Here is an 18,152-nt window from a genome sequence, read left to right on the forward strand (position 1 = left end):
TTCCTTGCATGGAACGAAAATTCGGCAAAATCTGCTCCCCTCGGAGTATTCAGACACGCCCTAGTTATGTATCAGGCTTCGTTAACGTTAAGTTAAGCTTAAGCTTTTTTTATGATTTGCTTTCAATCCTTTTAATGATTGAGGTTTATCGTTAGTGGAAGATGTTCCATTCCCTTGAGGAGGCTGCAATGATGAAAATAAATCTGTTCGTGCTGTACGGCGGCAAATCTGTCGAACACGAGGTGTCGCTGAGAACGGCGTTCACGGTATTAAATGCGATTGATCGGGAGACTTACGATGTGTACCCCGTCTATATAACCCGCGAGGGAGTCTGGTGCTGCGACGGCCTGCAGAAGCAGAAGCCGGGCTCCATGGACGAGCTTGCGTCTTTGGGCGGCAACGATAGGGCGGGAAACGCCGCAGCATCCATCGGAGGCGTGTTGCTTCATTATTTCTCCATCCCCGGCAAAAGGGTCGCGCTGCCGCTGCTGCACGGCTCTTACGGCGAAGACGGTACCGTTCAAGGACTGCTGGAGCTGCTGGATATGCCGTACGTCGGCAACGGCGTGCTTGGGGCGGCGGCGACGCTCGACAAGGACGTAGCCAAGCGTCTCCTGGATCAAGCGGGGATCGGTCAGACGCGGTACATCTCCTTTAGTCTGGAAGAGTGGCTGGAGAAAGGTCCGGCGCTGATAGAGAAGGCGGAGCGGGAGCTGGGGCTGCCGTGTTACGTGAAGCCGGCAACGCTTGGCTCCAGCATCGGCATCAGCCGGTGCCAGGATGTCCGGGAGCTTGCGGAGGGCATCGAGGAAGCTTTCCGTTATGACCGTAAGCTTGTCATCGAACGGGAGATAAGGGGGCGCGAAATTCAGGTGGCGGTTATGGGCAACGATCGTCCGATCGTCTCGCTGCCGGGCGAATTCATTCATCGCCATACTTTCTTCGACTTCGAATCGAAATATATGGACAAGGAGCTGGTCATGTCCATCCCTGCTTCGCTGCCGGAAGGCGTGACGGCCCGGATTCGGGAGCTGGCGCTGCAGGCTTATCGGGCGCTGTGCTGCTCCGGTCTTGCGAGAGTGGACTTTTTCCTGGATGCGGACGGAGAGCTTTATTGCAACGAAATTAACGCGCTTCCCGGCTTCACGGGCACCAGCATGTATCCCGTTATGTGGGAGAGGACGGACGGCACGACCTATGCCGAGCTGATCGGGAAGCTGATCGATTACGCGTTCATGAGACATGCGGACAAGGGGACCATTCGTTATACGAGGTGAGGACATGTACAGGGATACGGTTGCGCAAGTGGACTTAAGAGCCATAAGAGACAATATCGGGGACATCAAAGCCTCGCTGCCCGCAGGCGTTAAGTTGATGGCCGTGGTAAAAGCGGGAGGATATGGCCATGGCAGCGCGGAGTCGGCCGCGATGGCCGAACGGGGCGGAGCGGATATGCTGGCGGTCGCTTATTTGGACGAGGCGTTGGAGCTGCGGGTGAAGGGCATCGCCCTTCCCATCCTTATATTGACGCCGATCCATCCTGCCGAAGTGATGTTTGCGCTTGAGCATGAGCTGATGGTTACCGTAACGGAGGCGGACTGGTTCCGACGCATGGCCCCTTATCGCCCCTCCTCCTGCCTCGCCAAGCTTCAGGTCCATGTAAAGGCGGATACCGGACTCGGAAGGATCGGACTCAGAACTCGGGAGGAATGGGAGGCGCTCGTTCCTTGGCTGAAAGCGGAGGACGTGGAGGTCGCAGGGTTTTATACGCATTTCGCCACGGCGGGACAAGCGGATACAGGCTTTCTGGAGCGGCAGTACAGGACGTTCCTGGAGATGAAGGCATGGGTCAAAGCATCCGGCGTCGAGGTGTCGCAATATCACTGCGCGGGCAGCGCGGCCGCGCTGCGGTTCCCCGGGCTCGCCATGGACATGGTGCGGATCGGAGCGGCGATGTTCGGCTTTTACCCGGAGAAGCTGGTGAGGTCGGTATCGCTAAGACCCGCCATGAAGCTTAGGAGCACCTTGCTTCAAGTGAAGCTGCTGCGTAAAGGCGAATGCATCGGATACGACAACTCCTACATCGCCGAAGGGGACGAGTGGATCGGCACAGTGCCGATCGGGTATGCCGACGGCTGGTCCCAAAGTTTGCGGGGCTCGGAGATGCTGGTGGAAGGCAAGCGGGTGCCTGTAGTCGGCAAAATATGCATGGACCAGCTTATGGTCAAGCTCCCCGGGCATTGCGAGCAGGGAGCGGAGGTCATTTTGATCGGGCGGCAAGGGGATGAAGTCATCACCTTCGCGGAGCTTGCCGGTTTCCTCGGGAGCGTTCCGCAGGAAATCTCGACGTCGTTAACCGGGCGAGTAGAACGTATCTATACGCGATTGGAGGAACCTGAACGTGAGGATGCAAAGTTCGAGAACCGAATATATAGAAGAAACGAGAGCGGCAAAGCCTTTGCGGGCGAGTGTGCCGCAGGCGGCGCTTCGGCCAGGCGCGGCGAAGCAAAAGGGAGAAAGGATCAGAAGGCTTGGCAGAGAGGCCGTCTATGGCGGACAGCTGGCGCTCGTCAACCGGGAGCATCCTGTGCGGGACTTCCATAATCCCGTCCTGAAGGACGTCGCAGACACCCCTCTTCATGTGCTTGAAGAGGAAATCGCGTTGGAAATGGAATGTTTGGGCCAACTAGGGAAACTTGTTCGCGCTGCCGGCGCTTTGGATGATATCGTCGTCGTCAGCGGTTACCGAACGATGGAGGAGCAAAAGGCGATCTATAATGGTTCGCTTGCGGAGAACGGGCCTGTGTTCACGGCGAACTATGTGGCTTTGCCAGGTTGCAGCGAGCATCAGACGGGACTGGCCGTAGACGTGGGGGAGAAGACCTCGGGAGAGCTGGATTTCATCGCGCCTTCCTTCCCGGATCATGGCGCCTGCGCCGTCTTTAAGACGTTGGCGGCATCCTATGGTTTTATCCAGCGTTATAAGGAAGGCAAAGAAGAGCTGACGGGCATTGCGTGCGAGCCGTGGCATTTCCGTTATGTCGGCGTTCCTCATGCGGCATGCATGGAGAGTCTAAACATGTGCCTCGAGGAATACATCGCTTATTTGAGAGATTTCTCTTACGCAGGAAAACGGCTCGAGCATGCGGGAGACAGCTGGAGGGCGGAGAGTTATTACGTGGTCGCTCATCGCGATGGAGACACTCCCGTCCCGATTCCGGCCTGCGACGCGTATAGGATATCGGGCAACAATGCCGACGGCTTCATCGTGACGGTCTATTATGGAGACGGCCATGAGATCTAATGCCGCCGGAGGGCGTTACGGGGGCGTCGATGCCGTCAAGCTCGCGGCGGCGTTCCTGGTCGTCGCGATCCATACGGGACCGTTGCTCACTTACGGGGAATACGCTGATTTTCTGGTGACGGGCGTGTTAGGCCGATTGGCGGTTCCGTTATTTTTCCTGGCATCGGGTTTTCTGTTCTTCCGCAAGCTGACAGGCAGACCGCGGAAGGATGAACGGGCGCTGCGCAAATATGGCGGCAAAATCGCGATGCTGTATGCCATTGCCATCGTCATCTACCTGCCGCTTAACGTATACAAAGGCGATTTCGCCGGGAGCGTCACGGCCGGAGGGTTGCTAAGGGATCTGTTGGTCGACGGCACGTTCTATCATCTCTGGTACTTGCCGGCGTTATGGCTGGGCATCCATCTCGTCTATTACCTTCATAAAAAAATGTCGGTTAACGGGGTTCTGGGCGTCACTACCGTGTTCTATGCAATCGGTCTGCTAGGTGACAGCTATTACGGACTGGCTGTTCGGTCAGACGTGCTTGAAGGCGTCTTTGACTGGATGTTTCTATGGTTCGATTACACGCGCAACGGCTTGTTCTTCGCTCCCGTGTTTATAGCGCTTGGGTTATGGGTGGCTAGGCGTCCCGAGCGCACGCCTCGCGGGTCTGTGCTGCTGGCGCTGTTCCTTCTGTCATTGGCCGGCTTATTCGGGGAGGGGATCGCGCTGCGAGCGGCAGACTGGCCGCGGCATGACAGCATGTACATCCTGCTGATTCCAGCGGTGTGCGCGCTTTTTCTGTTGGCGCTTAGATGGAGAATTCGCGTAAGCCCTCTAGCGGGCTCCCTCAGCCAGTGGATCTACCTCCTGCACCCTGCAGCGATCGTCATCGTCCGCGGAATCGCGGGCGCGACGGGGCTTGACGCTTGGCTGGTCAGCCATTCGTTATTGCATTATGCGTCCGTGTGCGCGGTATCCATCGCGGCTGCGCTTGCCGTTTCGCTGCTGACCGAGCGGCGCAAACGAGCGCGTCGGCAGCAAAGTCAACCGGCGATTCCCGCATAAAGAGCGGGCTGTTGCGGATCGACGCGCATCATGTATAACATGGTTACGCAACGAGCATAAATCCTAAACCCGATAATAACAACGAACCGATCAGGCCTGCCGCGAATGGTTTGACTCCCAAACGGCGGAGGGTTTTAATATCAACGTTGAGACCTAAGCCTGCCATAGCCATCGCAATCAGTAAATAGGCTGCAAGCACAACCTGATTTGCGATGCTGGCAGGAATAATGCCGAGTGTGTTAACGCCGCTCATAGCCAGAAATCCAAAGATAAACCAAGGAATCGGAATAGATCTCCAACTTGCTTTTTCTAGTTTCCCTTCTTCTTTGCGTTGCGTCTTGTTAGTCCAAGCACCGATTATGATGGCCACAGGTACGAGCATGGCCACCCGTGTTAATTTGACCATAACGGCTATATCTACTGCCTCGTTGCCGCCAGGGGATGCCGCAGCTATGACATGAGCAACTTCATGCAACGTGGCTCCCGAAAAGATTCCGTATTGTGCATTGGATAATCCAAGAACAGGGTATAACATGGTATACAACAATGTGAAAATCGTACCAAGAATGGCTACAGTAGCTGCGCCAACGGCTGTTTCATCACCATTGGCTTTAATTTGGGGAGATATGGCGACGACGGCCGCAGCGCCGCAAATCGCTGTACCACACGCAGTCAAAATGCCTAGCCGCTTTTCGACCTTAAAGAGCCTGGTGATGCCATACACTGTAAAGAGCGTAAAGGTTATTGCGATAACAGCTATGGTTAGCACTTTGGGACCGGTATGGGCAATATCTGCGAGGTTTAGCCTCATTCCTAACAGAATGAGGCCGTAACGCAGCAGCCTTGTACTGGAGAATTTAATGCCCGTCATTGCCTGTCTCGGTATACCGATTAACGCTCTCCATCCCATACCTAGCAGCAAGGCGATTACCAATTCGCCCATAATGCTTAAAAACGGAAAATGTGATAAATACTTTGCTATTAGCGCAAGTCCTAATGTCATTGCAATACCTGACTTAAAGTCTATGTTGCTTTTCTTTTTCATCAGCGTGGCATATGCTTGATTCATGTTGTCTTCCCCCATATTGTTTCGTCATTGTCATTGTCATCGTCAATGTCTTTGACTTCACTATACGGACTCGGTGATGGGATGGGAAATACGGATCTGCTATCTATATCATGAGAAAAACTAATGATTAGGAGCCTTGTCAATGATCGTAGAGACTCTTCGGGTATTTGTCGCAGTGGCAGAGCAGAGTAATTTCTCTCGAGCGGCCGAGATGTTGAATTTGTCCCAACCGGGCGTCAGTCTACATATTCGGAATTTAGAGAATGAATTCGGGACCAAACTCATGCATCGCTCTCCTAAGCAGGTCAAACTGACTGAAGCAGGGGAGCTTTTATATAAGCGAGCGAAGGCGATACTGGCCTCTTATGAGGCTGCTAAGTTCGACATCCAAAGGCTTCAGGATACGGTGACTGGTTCGTTGTTGATCGGCGCAAGTTTCACGATTGGAGAATATATCGTGCCTCGCTTGTTTGCGGATTTTGCGGAGCAATATCCCCAAGTCGAGATGAGTCTGACGATCGGCAATACGGAAGAAATCATTCGTGCGATTCGGGAGAATAGGATGGATATCGGTCTTGTTGAAGGGCGGGTTCCGACAACCGATCTGCTGGTTACCCCCTTTATGAGGGATGAATTAATTATTGTAGCCGCTGCGGGACATCCGTTGACCCGTTTGCCTAATACAGAGCCCGAATTTTTACACCATCAAACATGGATACTACGCGAGAACGGTTCCGGGACACGAGCTTTCAGCGATCAATTTATTAATGAAAACGAGCTTCATGTCAAGCGTTCTTATGTTTTCAATAGTGGTCAAGGGGTAAAGGAAGCCGTTGCCGCTGGTTTGGGGATTGCGCTCTTATCACGACGGGTTGCTCAGCGAGATTTGGAAGCAGGATACCTTATTGAAATTCCTCTGAATGACATTCATCTTGAACGAAATTTTTCATGGATACGGATGAAGGATTCGATAACGACAATGGCCATTGATGTATTTACGCAAAAACTGCAAGGAATAAGTCGGAAATAAAGATTGACAGAGAACTGAAAATGCAAAAAGAAATGGCGTCGGCCTTCTGTCTGGAACCGCCTCGCCGTCTTCCCCGCTGATGACATTCTGGTTCCGTCTTGCTCAGACTCTTGTATGCTGTCCGCTGCGATAGTCGCTGGGCGTTTGTCCGGTCCAGCTGTGAAAAGCTTTGTAGAAGTTGGCGATATTCGAATATCCGCAATCCAGCGCGATGGCGACCACGGTTAGGTCGGTTTCTTCCAAACGGGAGATGGCGTGCCCGATCCGCTTGTGTTTCAAATATTGAGACGGTCCAATTCCGTTGGCTTTCGTGAATGCCTTAGAGAAGGCGCTGGTATTCATATGCGCGATCGCGGCCAATTCGGCAAGCGTGATTTTACGGTCGTAGGCATGCTCGATGTAGGCAAGGACAGCGCCCATCCAGGGCGGGATGCGAGTAGCCTGGGCCGGCGCTACGGACTCCTTTCGCGCAATATGCGTCAAAAGCTCTGTCACATGGGCCGCAATCATAACCTTGTTATAAGCTCTTCGCGATTGCTCCTCTTGGTCGATTTTCTGCAGCAGCTCCACCAATGTCGAATCGGCATGGATGATGCGATGAGCGTAGCCAAGGCTGCGCTGCGTAAATAAAGCGAGCAGCCCGACGTCGTACAAGTAGCGCGGTTCCAGCTCTATAACCAGAAAAATCAAATCCTCTTTAACGCCGATCTCTTCGAGTCGGCGTTTCTCTTCGTTATTGAGCAATACCACATCGTTCCTCCGGATGGAACTTCGATGTCCTGCGATGTTCCAGACCGCCTCTCCTTGCTGCACCCAAACCGCCTTGAAGCAATGCGAGACATAAGGTTTATTCGACTTGTTAGCATTTTGAAAGGTTTGGCGACGCACCGTTAACGTATGGATATCCACAAGAACGCACCTCCGGGTCTCGAAATTGCAAATTCAAAAAAGGAGAGATATTGAACAAAAAAGGAGAAGAGAATTCCCCTTGATTTGATAAGCTTAGATTAACATGCAATATCGTTTGGCTGCAAAAAAGCATACAGTCAGATGAGGATGAATGGAGGAGTAATGGTGAACTATGATCTTGTTATTCTGGGCGCGACAACGACAGGACTTGGTTTGGCCCAGGCCGTGCAGCGCCGGAAGAAGACGCTGATTGTCAACGCGACGGAGATGGTGGCCTATGATGTTGTAAACAGCTACAAGCAGCCTGGCGTATATACACGGGGAGCCGCCTACAACAAACAGTTTCTTGACTTGCAGGCCGATGTATTGCTGGGCGCCCGCACGATTTCCATTGAGACGGACCATTCAGGTTTTGTGCTGAGGTTGCATGGTTCGGGCGGCTATCAGACGGTCAGGACGGAACGATTGGTGGATACGACGCTGGAGCGAAGCGGGAAGCAGGTCGTCAAGACGCTTAACGCGGTAATCATCCAGCCGCAAGGAGCAGAGCAGCCCGCTGTCCAGTGGAGCGGCATGAAGCTGGTGGCGGAAGAGCAGACGCATGCCTATCGTACGGCTATATTAAAGCTGGAATGCGAACCCTCCTGGACGTTGGACCAGGCACGCCACCGCTTGGTAAATCGCTGGACTCTGCGTCCCGAAGAGCTTGCGTCCTGGCGTATCGCCTCGATCGCGCATGTCTTCGATCAATGGACGGGCGATCGTCCGGCACAATTGGCGGAAGGTTATATGTACTTGCCGGCGGAGGCCTATGCGGAGCCGGAAGAGAGCTTGCAGGCGGGCGTTGAACTGGGAAGGAGCTGGATAACGGAATGAGACATCGATATATGGAGGAAGGATTAGTCAGAGAGGCTGAAGTGGAACAGCCTGCCTTCGCGCGGCATGTTGATGTTCTCGTGGCAGGCGTGGGAACAGCCGGCGCATTGGCGGTCATTGCGGCCTCGGCCCAGGGAGCGAGCGTGCTTGGGATCGATCGATTGCCCGGCATCGGCGGCATGGGGACGATGGGGTATGTATCGGGGTATTACTACGGTTTGCCCGGCGGGTTGCATGTGGACATCGACGAAGCGGCCGGGAAGATGGGCAGGGAGCACTTTCTTGATCGGGTAGAGGCCAAGAAAACGATTATGGAGGACATGATCACCAAACATGGCGCATCGCTTGCGCTAAATACGGTAGTAACAGGCGTATTCATGGAAGGCGATACCGTCAAAGGAGTTTCCTTGTGGTCGGAAGGCAGACAGTGGCTGGTCAGCTGTCAGACGCTCATCGACGCGACGGCGGATGCGGTCGTATCGATGATGGCCGGCAGCGCCACGCGCAGCGGGCGCGAATCCGATGGGAGAACGATGCCCTTTACCAGCGTCAAGGTTTGGCTGACCGCGCATGGTTCGATCAGCCGCACCAACCACGACAGCGGTTACGTCAATCAGTACGACCCGTTCGAATTGTCGCGCGGCATTATGCAGGCCCATGCCAGCCAGCAGCTGGCAGTGTTCGAAGATGCTTCTAAGCGCGTGTTGTTCTTTGCGCCTTTTATCGGAATTCGCGAAGGCAGGATTATCGAGGCCGAACAAATGATCACGATTCAGGATGTCCTGGCCGGTCGCCCCGAAGCGGAAACGCTGTTCTACGGCTATGCGGATTTCGACAAACACGGCAAGGACCATGCTCTCGAAAGTATCGAGCTGCAGGACTTGTATGTGGCAGCCAACCTGAGCACGGCGTGTTTTTCGGTTCCTGTCACGCGGCGCACCATGACGCCAAAAGGAATCAAAGGGCTGCTGGCTGCAGGTCGTCACATAGGTATGGACCACGAAGTTGCCAGTCTGCTTCGGATGCAGCGCGATATGCAGAAATGCGGAGAAAGCGCCGGCGTTCTGGCTGCATTGGCGGCCCGGAGCGGGGTGGATGTCAGTCAGGTGCCTTATGAGGAGGTTCGCGACATCTTGCGGGCGAGCGGCGCATTGACGGACGAACATAACCGGGGCGTCATGTTCGATGATTCCTTCCGACGGGAAACCATAGAGTGGATGAACGATCCGGCCGACATTCGCGAGGCGTTGGCCAGTGAAATGCCGGGCGTAGCTATCTATTCCTGCAAGCTGCTTGGCCGTTCCATTGCTCCGCATCTCATCGCTTGGTTGACAGACCGGGACGTCGAGCTTCGCTATGGCGCCGCGATTGCATTGGCTCTGACAGGAGATCCTGCAGCCGCTCCGGTTCTGCGGGAAATGGTAGAGCGGCGTGATGCATTATACTTCAAGGACTGCCGCCGAACGAATCAATTCCGCAGCGTCATCGCCGTTTATTTGCTGGGACGATTGGCGGACGCGGCAAGCGTGCCTCTATTGTCGCAAATGCTGACGGATGAGGAGGAATACGGGCGCCCGCTTTACCGTGTCATCAAGGAACCGTCCTATAAGCTGAATACGTGCAAGGAATTCAACGAATTGTATTTCCAGCTGATGTCTCATGCGGCTGTCGCGCTCATTCGGATAGCGGAGCAGCACGCAGAGCATGAAGCTTCGATCAAGTCGACGTTGGCGGAAGCGTTTGCCGATGAACGCCATATTCGCCGCACAACCTCTTTGCCTGAAGGGACGTTCGAATACGATACGATGGCCAATATTCGCCATTACGCGTTAAACTTTTGCAGAGGCTAGCAATAGCCGCTTTCGAATAGCAAGCAGCCTGTGCGCAAGCGGCATGGGCCCCATTAAGAAGAGCCGCCTGTCGGGTAACCACCTGCCCGGGCGGCTTTTTTCGTGGCGAGCTTTGGCGGCGACCCTTCCCTCCCATGCAGGTATGGCGGCCTGTGGACCGGGCATGTTTTTTTATTTTTCCGACCTAGATGCAAGGCCCAAAGTACAGTGCTATAATATATGGGATTGTGAGCGTGATAAAGGCGAGGCTTCATTGCCACAATAGAAGGCATAAGGAAATGTAGGAGGAATTATGCTCCATGAGCAAATTGGTAATTTGTGATCACCCCTTGATCCAGCACAAGCTGACTTTCATCCGCAACAAGGAAACGAATACGAAGGACTTCCGGGAGCTTGTCGATGAAGTGGCGACTTTGATGGCCTACGAAATTACGCGCGAAATTCCGCTCGACACCATTAAAGTGCAAACGCCTGTGGCGGAGACGGTGGCGAAGGTCGTATCGGGCCGCATGCTGGGTTTAATTCCGATCCTGAGAGCGGGTCTCGGCATGGTCGACGGCATTCTTAAGCTAATTCCGTCCGCCAAAGTGGGGCATATCGGATTGGCAAGAGACCACGAAACGCTGCAACCAAAGGAATATTATATAAATCTGCCGACAGACGCGCCGAACCGGCTGCTGATTGTCATCGATCCCATGCTGGCTACCGGCGGCTCCGCGATCGCGGCCGTGCAGTCGCTCAAGCAGCGAGGCTGCGACCAGATCAAGCTGATGTGCCTCATCGCCGCGCCTGAAGGCGTCAAGGCGTTCCAGGATGCGCATCCGGACGTTGACGTATACATAGCGGCACTGGACGAACGTCTGGACGAGAAGGGCTACATCGTCCCGGGCCTCGGCGACGCAGGCGACCGCATGTTCGGCACCAATTAAAATAAGGTTGTAATACAAATAGAAGTTCAAAAAATCTGCTTTTCAGCACCGAGAAGGTTGGACGAAGCCGAGGACTGAGGAGCGGAGCATAGCAGAGCTATGTGAGCACCTGCAATGTTTCCGGAGGAAACATACTTCGTAAGCATATGCTTAGTGCCGGCTGAGTTCAAGATTCGACGTCGAGTAAGCTTCATGAGCGGGCTTCGTGATCAAAAGTGGATTTTTTGAACTACCTTTATTGGGAGTGGGATGTATTGTCTAAGATTAAGGTAATGACTATATTTGGAACCAGGCCTGAAGCCGTAAAGATGGCTCCGCTCGTGCTGGAGCTGCAGAAACGGGACCGCGACATCGTCTCGATGGTGTGCGTAACGGCGCAGCACCGCCAGATGCTGGATCAGGTGCTGGAATTTTTCGAGATCGAGCCAAACTACGACCTCAACGTGATGAAGGAGCGCCAGACGCTGACGGAGACGACCGTACGCGTGCTGGAGGGGCTTGAGCCCGTCCTTGCCGAGGCGAAGCCGGATATCGTGCTCGTCCATGGCGACACGCAGACGACGTTTCTGGCCAGCTATGCGGCTTTCCTGAAGCAGATCAAGGTCGGGCACGTCGAGGCGGGCCTCCGGACGTGGAACAAGATGTCGCCGTATCCGGAAGAGATGAACCGGCAGCTCGCCGGCGTTCTGTCCGACATACATTTCGCTCCGACGGATTGGTCGGCGAACAATCTTCGCAAGGAGAACAAGTCGGAAGAGACGATCTATATTACGGGTAACACGGCGACCGATGTATTTCAATACACGGTAGACGATTCCTTTACGCATCCCGTCATCGAGTGGGCCCGGGGCAAACGGATGATTCTGATGACGGCGCACCGGCGCGAATCGCTGGGCGAGCCGCATCGCAACATCTTCCGTGCGGTAAAGCGCATTGCCGACGAGCACGAGGACGTCGCGATCGTCTATGCCGTACACCCGAATCCGGCGGTAAGGGAGCCGGCTCGCGAAATACTCGGCGACCACCCGCGCGTTCGTCTGATCGAGCCGCTTGACGTGTTCGAATTCCATAATATTTATCCTCACGCCTACATGATCATGACGGATTCCGGCGGCATGCAGGAGGAGGCGCCATCCTTCGGAGTCCCTACGCTGGTGCTGCGCGACACGACGGAGCGTCCGGAAGGAATACAGGCCGGCACGCTGGAGTTGGTAGGCACCGACGAAGAGCGCGTATACGAACGTGCGAACGCCTTGCTTAACGACACTTCCCTGTATTGCCGGATGAGCCAATCGGCGAATCCTTACGGCGACGGAAAGGCTTCCGAAAGAATCGTGGATGCGATCCTGCATCATTTTGGGAGAAATCCAAATCGGCCGGATCCGTTCACACAAAGTTCATAGTTGTCATGGCTCCCTGCTCCCGAGTGCGAAATATACAGCATACAGTAGTACTGTACGGTTGCGAGGACGGGGGAACCCACATTCTATAAGGGTTTCTCCAATTCCTTCCGCGCAAAAAACGCCGCTGTTTTCATTGACAAACCTTGCGGCGCTTGGATAAAATAAATGAGGATTGACAGGGGTTGTGGCGATATGAACCAGAATGGCAATCAAGACAATCCATGGAAGGCCGCGGCGATGGTCGGGGCTATTGGCGTGGATGTTGGCGTTTGCTTGTTTTTGGGCTATTGGCTAGGCTCCATGGCTGGGGAACGCTTGGGCGATCCGAAAGCCTGGACGGTCTCCGGACTGTTCGTCGGTCTGGCTGTCGGTATCCTTTCAGCCATTCTGATCGTCAGAAAGGTGATGAAGGGTTTCGATGGATAATATGTTGAAATCGGCATTTCGATGGTTGATCTACCTGCTGTCGACATGTTTGATTGTATGGGCATTCATCCCCTCGGTTAAGCCTATAATGTTAGGCATAGCGGCGGGGCTTTCAGTCAGCGCTATGAATGCGTTTTTTTTGAAGCGCAGAGTAGGAATGATAGCGGATGCAGCATTGCGGGAGGGCAGCAAGCGTAAGGGGATGGGATTCGGCAGCCGAATTGCGATGGTACTGCTCCTGGCTATGTATGCCTTGAAGAATCCCGATGTAATGAACTTGCCGGCAGCACTCGCGGGCAGCATGGTTATGCCGTTCCTGCTACTGGCGGCGGCCATTGCTCAGACGATTAAGGAAAACAGCAGCGGAAAGGGGTGATACAGTACTATGCATTTATTTCCTATCGTGAACGTTTTTGGCATTGATTTCGATTTGGCGGCGATCATTGCAATTCTTGTCTCTTGCGTGATCACCTTCGTTGTAGCAAGACTTGCGGTTCGGAACCTATCGGTGGACAAGCCATCCAAAATGCAAAATTTTATGGAATGGGCCGTCGACTTCATGCACGGCACGATCGCAAGCTCAATGCCGGTTCACAAAGTCAGACCTTATCTGGCGTTAGGCATGACCCTGATCATGTTCATTTTCATCTCTAACTTGTTGGGATTGCCTTTCATGGTGGTTACGGATGCTCATGAACCTATCAAATGGCTAGGGATTGATCAGGCGTATCTCGACAGTCATGGAGGCGCTGCCCACATCGCTTGGTGGAAATCGCCTACGGCCGATCTGGCAGTAACCGCGGGCCTCGCACTTGTTGTGTTCGTGCTCGTCCATTTCCTGGGTCTGAAATTGAATAGAAAGCATTACCTGCACCATTATTTCCACCCGTATCCGGTGTTCTTCCCAGTCAACATTATCGAGACAATCGCCAAGCCGCTTACGTTGGCACTTCGTCTTTACGCCAACATTTATGCAGGCGAGGTTCTTATTTCGACCATCTTGATGATGGGATTCGCGGGTATTCCGTTCATGATCGCTTGGCAAGGCTTCAGTATTTTCGTCGGCGCCATTCAAGCGTTCCTGTTCACGGTTCTTACCATGGTTTATATCTCGCAAGCGACCGTTCATGATGATGATGAGCATGTCGAAGCAGCAGCAGCCAAACATTAACGGCCGCAACAGCAACAAGCTTTGGAATGCGGCAACACATCCGTTCTGTAATCCAAGGTTATATATACATTAACAAATATGATTACTCAAAACGAGGAGGATTTTTCAAATGGAAGTATTGGCAGCAGCAATTGCAGTTGGTTTGGGCGCGATCGGCGCTGGTATTGGTAACGGTATGATCGTAAGTAAAACGGTTGAAGGTATCGCTCGTCAGCCAGAACAAAAAGCGGCGCTTCAAACAACCATGTTTATCGGTGCCGGTATCGTCGAGGTTGTTCCAATCATCGGCGTAGTTATCGGTTTCTTGGCGTTCTTCAGCTAATAAGAATCGTACCCGGCGGGGAAGGCCTAGCCCTCTTCGCCTTTGTTTTGACTACAGAACCTTTATGAAACAGGAAGGAGTGCGGCTATGAGTTTCGAACCTACTAATACAATAATTACGATCGTGGCTTTTCTTATATTGTATTGGGCTTTGAATAAGTGGGCATTCGGTCCGTTGTTTGGGATTATGGAGAAACGCAGACAGCTCATTCTTGAGCAGATGAATTCTGCGGAATCCAGCCGTAAGCAAGCGGAAGCGTCGATGGCTGAGCAAAAGGCTGCACTGGACCAGGCAAGGCAAGAAGCCTATGCGATTCTGGAGCAAGCAAGAACGACAAGCACGAAGCAGGCGGACGATATCGTTCAATCTGCGAAGACTGAAGCTGACAGACTGAAAGATAACGCGCTAAAAGATATCGAAAGCGAGAAAAACAAGGCGATCGCTGCGCTTCGTTCCGAAGTGGGCGGCATCTCCGTGCAAATCGCGTCGAAGATTATCGAGAAGCAGGTTGACGAGAAGTCGCAAGAGCAGATCGTTAACCAATACCTGAAAGAGGTAGGAAGCAAATGAGCCGCGACACGGTCGTAGCGAAGCGCTACGCTAAAGCGTTGTTTGAGCTCGCTTCCGCCGAAGGCGTCGTTTCGGAAGTGGAAGCGCAGCTAAAGCTGATCGCCGACGCTCTGAAGCAGGATGAGCAAATCGGCAAGTTTCTTTCTTTGCCGAGCGTGGATCCCGCAGCCAAACTTGCGGTATTGAAGTCTGCATTTGGCGACCGCATCTCGGTGCTGGTCCTTAATACGCTTCAACTTATGATATCCCGTGGACGCCAGTCCATCATTGCGAACGTACACGAAGCGTTCGTTAAGATCGCGGGCGAAGTGCTCGGACAAGCCCAGGCGACGGTGTATGCCGCTCGCGAGCTGTCCGAGGCGGAGCTTGCCGGTGTCGTGGCCGAATTCGGCTCCATCACGGGCAAAAAGATCATAGCTGAGCAATCGGTCGATCCATCGCTGCTCGGCGGCATCCAGGTTCGTATCGGCGACCGCCTGTACGACGGAAGCCTGTCCGGCAAGCTGGATCGTTTACAAAAAACGTTTAAATTCTAAAGCACTGTAGATAGGGGTGAACGAATTGAGTATCAGACCTGATGAAATCAGCACGCTGATTAAACAACAGATCGAACAATATAAATCCGAGATTCAAGTCGTGGATGTCGGCACGGTCATCAACGTCGGTGACGGTATCGCCCGCGTACACGGCCTTGAGAACGCGATGCAAGGCGAGCTGCTCGAATTCGCGAACGGCGTAGTCGGCATGGCCCTCAACCTGGAGGAGTCCAATGTCGGCGTCGTTATCCTCGGTCCTTACACGGATATCCGCGAAGGCGACCAAGTGAAGCGTACGGGCCGTATCATGGAGGTTCCCGTAGGCGACGAGCTGCTGGGCCGCGTCGTTAACCCGCTGGGTCAACCGCTGGACGGCAAAGGACCTACGAACACGACTCATACACGCGCGATCGAATCCCCTGCACCGGGCGTTATCGACCGCAAATCCGTTCATGAGCCTATGCAAACGGGCATCAAAGCGATCGACGCGATGGTTCCGATCGGCCGCGGCCAACGTGAGCTTATCATCGGCGACCGTCAAACGGGTAAAACGGCGATCGCGATCGACGCGATCATCAACCAAAAGGGCAACGGCGTTAAATGTATCTACGTTGCCATCGGACAAAAACAATCCACTGTTGCAAACGTTGTGGAAACCCTTCGCCGCCACGGCGCTATGGACTACACGATCGTCGTAACGGCGAGCGCTTCCGAGCCTGCTCCGCTTCTGTTCCTGGCTCCTTACGCAGGCGTATCCATGGCCGAGTACTTCATGTACAAAGGCGAGCACGTCCTGATCGTATACGATGACTTGTCGAAGCAAGCAGCGGCATACCGCGAGCTTTCCTTGCTGCTTCGCCGTCCTCCGGGCCGCGAGGCTTATCCGGGCGACGTCTTCTACTTGCATTCCCGCTTGCTGGAACGCGCTGCGAAGCTCAGCGACAAGCTGGGCGGCGGCTCCATCACGGCGCTTCCGTTCATCGAGACCCAAGCTTCCGACGTATCGGCTTACATTCCTACGAACGTAATCTCGATCACCGACGGACAGATCTTCCTGGAGTCCGACCTGTTCTATTCCGGTCAACGTCCAGCGGTTAACGTTGGTATCTCCGTATCCCGCGTAGGTGGATCGGCTCAGATCAAAGCGATGAAAAAGGTTGCCGGTACGCTTCGTCTGGACCTTGCGGCATACCGCGAGCTTCAAGCGTTCGCGCAATTCGGCTCCGACCTCGACAAATCGACGCTTGCCCGTCTAAACCGCGGTGCGCGTACGATGGAGATTCTCAAGCAAGGCGTTAACGTGCCTATGCCGGTCGAAAAACAAGTTATGTCCATCTACACAGCTGTTAAAGGCCATCTGGACGACGTTGCTATCGAAAATATCGGCCGCTTCGAGCGTGAATTCCTGGCATTCCTGGATTCCAATCATCCGGAGATCGGCGCTTCCATCCGCGACACAAAAGACCTTGTCGCGGACAACGAGAAAGCTCTCGTAGCAGCGATCCAAGCCTTCAAGAAAAGCTTTGCTTAAGAGGAAATTCAAAAAGTCCGCTTCCCATAACGAAGTATGCCAAGAGGCATAGTCGACGTCGAATATTGAATGCAGGCGAAACTTCCGGTGCTCACATAGCGCTGCTATGCTCCGCTCCTCATTTTCTACCTGCCTTCAATCTTCTCGGTGCTGGAAACCGAACTTTTTGAACCTCATTATAAGAGGTAGTTAAATAGATCCTCCTGCGCTCGGACTTAGCAATTAGGTCCGGGCGTAGGCCCTTACCACGCTCCGGACCGATTCGGGGCACATGAAGGCGGGTGAAACCTAATGGCAACAAACATGCGCGATATTAAACGCGAGATCAAGAGCAAGCAGAACATGAAGCAGATCACGAAGGCGATGGAGATGGTCGCAGCCTCCAGGCTCAGAAGAGCTCAACAGGCAGCGCTGGCGTCCCGTCCTTACGCGGACAAGCTGAAGGAAGTCGTAGCCAGCATCGCGGCTGGTACGAAGGACGTCAAACACCCGATGCTGGAAACCCGCGAGATTAAGAAGACGGGCTATCTCGTTATCACCTCCGACCGTGGTTTGGCTGGCGGTTACAATGCGAATATCTTGCGTAAAGTGACTCAGACCATTCAACAAAAGCATAAATCCGCGGACGAATATGCGTTGTTCGTCATCGGGCGCAAAGGCCGTGACTACTTCCGCCGCCGCAATATGCCAATCGTTGAAGAGGTAATCGGATTGGCGGATTCCCCGACGTTCGCCGACATCAAGTCGGTATCGTCGTCGGCCGTCAAGATGTTTGCGGATGGGTCGTATGACGAGCTTTACCTGTACTACAATAAATTCGTCAATGCGATCTCCCAGATTCCGACGGAAACGCGCTTGCTTCCTCTCGAGGAGATTAGCGAAGGTACGAAGGTATCGACCTACGAATACGAGCCGTCGCCGGAAGGCGTATTGGAAGTGCTTCTGCCGAAGTACGCCGAGACGTTGATCTACAGCGCCGTGCTTGACGGCAAAGCGTCCGAATTCGGCGCGCGTATGACTGCCATGGGCAGTGCGACGAAAAACGCGACGAAGATGATCAGCCAGTTGACGCTAACGTACAACCGTGCGCGTCAAGCGGCTATCACGCAAGAGATTTCCGAGATCGTTGCGGGAGCTAACGCACAATCTTAATAGATAATTCGCATATACCGAAG

General features: G+C 53.8%; 19 protein-coding genes. 17 read left to right on the plus strand and 2 right to left on the minus strand.

What is annotated here, in order from left to right; translation table 11 throughout:
- Positions 1 to 188 precede the first annotated feature (188 nt).
- Genes PAT3040_RS24570 through PAT3040_RS24585 form a run of 4 tightly spaced genes read left to right on the plus strand, consistent with a single transcriptional unit; the run spans position 189 to position 4,355 of the window.
- A complete protein-coding gene (locus PAT3040_RS24570; RefSeq protein ID WP_258235141.1) occupies positions 189 to 1,277 on the plus strand; it encodes a D-alanine--D-alanine ligase family protein in 1,089 nt (362 codons plus the stop codon).
- Positions 1,278 to 1,281: 4 nt separating this feature from the next.
- Positions 1,282 to 2,604 (plus strand): alanine racemase, encoded by a 1,323-nt coding sequence (gene alr, locus PAT3040_RS24575; protein WP_258235142.1) that lies wholly within the window; start codon positions 1,282 to 1,284, stop codon positions 2,602 to 2,604.
- Complete coding sequence (locus tag PAT3040_RS24580; protein WP_258235143.1) at positions 2,588 to 3,304, plus strand: D-alanyl-D-alanine carboxypeptidase family protein; 717 nt, start codon at positions 2,588 to 2,590, stop codon at positions 3,302 to 3,304. The genes alr and PAT3040_RS24580 overlap by 17 nt, the downstream gene beginning before the upstream one ends.
- Positions 3,294 to 4,355 carry an acyltransferase family protein gene (locus PAT3040_RS24585; RefSeq protein WP_181376808.1) on the plus strand — a complete coding sequence of 354 codons (1,062 nt, stop codon included), beginning with the start codon at positions 3,294 to 3,296 and terminating at the stop codon, positions 4,353 to 4,355. Before PAT3040_RS24580 ends, PAT3040_RS24585 begins: the two co-directional genes overlap by 11 nt.
- 43 nt (positions 4,356 to 4,398) lie before the next feature.
- On the opposite strand, the gene PAT3040_RS24590 is transcribed toward PAT3040_RS24585, so the two are convergent.
- Positions 4,399 to 5,424 (minus strand): YeiH family protein, encoded by a 1,026-nt coding sequence (locus PAT3040_RS24590; RefSeq protein ID WP_108994764.1) that lies wholly within the window; start codon positions 5,422 to 5,424, stop codon positions 4,399 to 4,401.
- Positions 5,425 to 5,566: 142 nt separating this feature from the next.
- Here PAT3040_RS24590 and PAT3040_RS24595 point away from each other — a divergent pair, with 142 nt between their 5' ends.
- Positions 5,567 to 6,454: a LysR family transcriptional regulator gene (locus PAT3040_RS24595; RefSeq protein ID WP_108994765.1), complete on the plus strand. Its 888-nt coding sequence runs from the start codon at positions 5,567 to 5,569 to the stop codon at positions 6,452 to 6,454.
- A gap of 102 nt (positions 6,455 to 6,556) precedes the next feature.
- Here the strand turns inward: PAT3040_RS24595 and PAT3040_RS24600 are convergent, their stop codons facing one another.
- Entirely contained in the window at positions 6,557 to 7,363 is an 807-nt protein-coding gene (locus tag PAT3040_RS24600) for a helix-turn-helix transcriptional regulator (protein WP_108994766.1), read from the minus strand.
- A 147-nt stretch (positions 7,364 to 7,510) separates the two neighbouring features.
- Here PAT3040_RS24600 and PAT3040_RS24605 point away from each other — a divergent pair, with 147 nt between their 5' ends.
- The 12 genes from PAT3040_RS24605 (at position 7,511) to atpG (ending at position 18,129) form a co-directional block, all read left to right on the plus strand.
- Positions 7,511 to 8,239 (plus strand): hypothetical protein, encoded by a 729-nt coding sequence (locus tag PAT3040_RS24605; protein ID WP_146200536.1) that lies wholly within the window; start codon positions 7,511 to 7,513, stop codon positions 8,237 to 8,239.
- The gene (locus PAT3040_RS24610; protein ID WP_108994768.1) at positions 8,236 to 10,089 is read left to right on the plus strand and encodes an FAD-dependent oxidoreductase; all 1,854 of its coding nucleotides are present in this window, start codon (positions 8,236 to 8,238) and stop codon (positions 10,087 to 10,089) included. Before PAT3040_RS24605 ends, PAT3040_RS24610 begins: the two co-directional genes overlap by 4 nt.
- A 299-nt stretch (positions 10,090 to 10,388) precedes the next feature.
- Positions 10,389 to 11,018, plus strand: a complete 630-nt coding sequence (upp, locus tag PAT3040_RS24615; protein ID WP_087569500.1) for a uracil phosphoribosyltransferase — start codon at positions 10,389 to 10,391, stop codon at positions 11,016 to 11,018.
- Between the two features lie 254 nt (positions 11,019 to 11,272).
- On the plus strand, positions 11,273 to 12,421 hold the full coding sequence (gene wecB / locus PAT3040_RS24620; protein ID WP_087569499.1) for a non-hydrolyzing UDP-N-acetylglucosamine 2-epimerase: 1,149 nt from the start codon (positions 11,273 to 11,275) through the stop codon (positions 12,419 to 12,421).
- Between the two features lie 192 nt (positions 12,422 to 12,613).
- Positions 12,614 to 12,847: an AtpZ/AtpI family protein gene (locus PAT3040_RS24625; protein WP_087569498.1), complete on the plus strand. Its 234-nt coding sequence runs from the start codon at positions 12,614 to 12,616 to the stop codon at positions 12,845 to 12,847.
- Positions 12,840 to 13,223 (plus strand): ATP synthase subunit I, encoded by a 384-nt coding sequence (locus PAT3040_RS24630; RefSeq protein ID WP_108994769.1) that lies wholly within the window; start codon positions 12,840 to 12,842, stop codon positions 13,221 to 13,223. Before PAT3040_RS24625 ends, PAT3040_RS24630 begins: the two co-directional genes overlap by 8 nt.
- A gap of 9 nt (positions 13,224 to 13,232) precedes the next feature.
- Positions 13,233 to 14,018: a F0F1 ATP synthase subunit A gene (gene atpB / locus PAT3040_RS24635; protein WP_108994770.1), complete on the plus strand. Its 786-nt coding sequence runs from the start codon at positions 13,233 to 13,235 to the stop codon at positions 14,016 to 14,018.
- Positions 14,019 to 14,127: 109 nt separating this feature from the next.
- On the plus strand, positions 14,128 to 14,340 hold the full coding sequence (gene atpE, locus PAT3040_RS24640) for a F0F1 ATP synthase subunit C (RefSeq protein WP_028608302.1): 213 nt from the start codon (positions 14,128 to 14,130) through the stop codon (positions 14,338 to 14,340).
- 87 nt (positions 14,341 to 14,427) lie between these two features.
- Positions 14,428 to 14,910 (plus strand): F0F1 ATP synthase subunit B, encoded by a 483-nt coding sequence (gene atpF / locus PAT3040_RS24645; RefSeq protein WP_108994771.1) that lies wholly within the window; start codon positions 14,428 to 14,430, stop codon positions 14,908 to 14,910.
- Positions 14,907 to 15,446: a F0F1 ATP synthase subunit delta gene (locus PAT3040_RS24650; protein WP_108994772.1), complete on the plus strand. Its 540-nt coding sequence runs from the start codon at positions 14,907 to 14,909 to the stop codon at positions 15,444 to 15,446. The genes atpF and PAT3040_RS24650 overlap by 4 nt, the downstream gene beginning before the upstream one ends.
- 25 nt (positions 15,447 to 15,471) lie before the next feature.
- A complete protein-coding gene (atpA, locus tag PAT3040_RS24655; RefSeq protein ID WP_108994773.1) occupies positions 15,472 to 16,977 on the plus strand; it encodes a F0F1 ATP synthase subunit alpha in 1,506 nt (501 codons plus the stop codon).
- A 291-nt stretch (positions 16,978 to 17,268) separates the two neighbouring features.
- Entirely contained in the window at positions 17,269 to 18,129 is an 861-nt protein-coding gene (gene atpG / locus PAT3040_RS24660) for an ATP synthase F1 subunit gamma (RefSeq protein ID WP_108994774.1), read from the plus strand.
- Positions 18,130 to 18,152: the final 23 nt, after the last annotated feature.

The organism is Paenibacillus agaridevorans, assembly GCF_003112455.1.
GTDB lineage: Bacteria > Bacillota > Bacilli > Paenibacillales > Paenibacillaceae > Pristimantibacillus > Pristimantibacillus agaridevorans.

What these genes read in the sequence shown, in the direction of transcription:
- PAT3040_RS24570 (WP_258235141.1), top strand. Translation starts at nt 189, where the DNA reads ATGATGAAAATAAATCTGTTCGTGCTGTACGGCGGCAAATCTGTCGAA.
- alr (WP_258235142.1), top strand. Translation starts at nt 1,282, where the DNA reads ATGTACAGGGATACGGTTGCGCAAGTGGACTTAAGAGCCATAAGAGAC.
- PAT3040_RS24585 (WP_181376808.1), top strand. Translation starts at nt 3,294, where the DNA reads ATGAGATCTAATGCCGCCGGAGGGCGTTACGGGGGCGTCGATGCCGTC.
- PAT3040_RS24590 (WP_108994764.1), bottom strand. Translation starts at nt 5,424, where the DNA reads ATGAATCAAGCATATGCCACGCTGATGAAAAAGAAAAGCAACATAGAC.
- PAT3040_RS24595 (WP_108994765.1), top strand. Translation starts at nt 5,567, where the DNA reads ATGATCGTAGAGACTCTTCGGGTATTTGTCGCAGTGGCAGAGCAGAGT.
- PAT3040_RS24605 (WP_146200536.1), top strand. Translation starts at nt 7,511, where the DNA reads ATGAATGGAGGAGTAATGGTGAACTATGATCTTGTTATTCTGGGCGCG.
- PAT3040_RS24610 (WP_108994768.1), top strand. Translation starts at nt 8,236, where the DNA reads ATGAGACATCGATATATGGAGGAAGGATTAGTCAGAGAGGCTGAAGTG.
- upp (WP_087569500.1), top strand. Translation starts at nt 10,389, where the DNA reads ATGAGCAAATTGGTAATTTGTGATCACCCCTTGATCCAGCACAAGCTG.
- PAT3040_RS24625 (WP_087569498.1), top strand. Translation starts at nt 12,614, where the DNA reads ATGAACCAGAATGGCAATCAAGACAATCCATGGAAGGCCGCGGCGATG.
- PAT3040_RS24630 (WP_108994769.1), top strand. Translation starts at nt 12,840, where the DNA reads ATGGATAATATGTTGAAATCGGCATTTCGATGGTTGATCTACCTGCTG.
- atpB (WP_108994770.1), top strand. Translation starts at nt 13,233, where the DNA reads ATGCATTTATTTCCTATCGTGAACGTTTTTGGCATTGATTTCGATTTG.
- atpE (WP_028608302.1), top strand. Translation starts at nt 14,128, where the DNA reads ATGGAAGTATTGGCAGCAGCAATTGCAGTTGGTTTGGGCGCGATCGGC.
- atpF (WP_108994771.1), top strand. Translation starts at nt 14,428, where the DNA reads ATGAGTTTCGAACCTACTAATACAATAATTACGATCGTGGCTTTTCTT.
- PAT3040_RS24650 (WP_108994772.1), top strand. Translation starts at nt 14,907, where the DNA reads ATGAGCCGCGACACGGTCGTAGCGAAGCGCTACGCTAAAGCGTTGTTT.
- atpG (WP_108994774.1), top strand. Translation starts at nt 17,269, where the DNA reads ATGGCAACAAACATGCGCGATATTAAACGCGAGATCAAGAGCAAGCAG.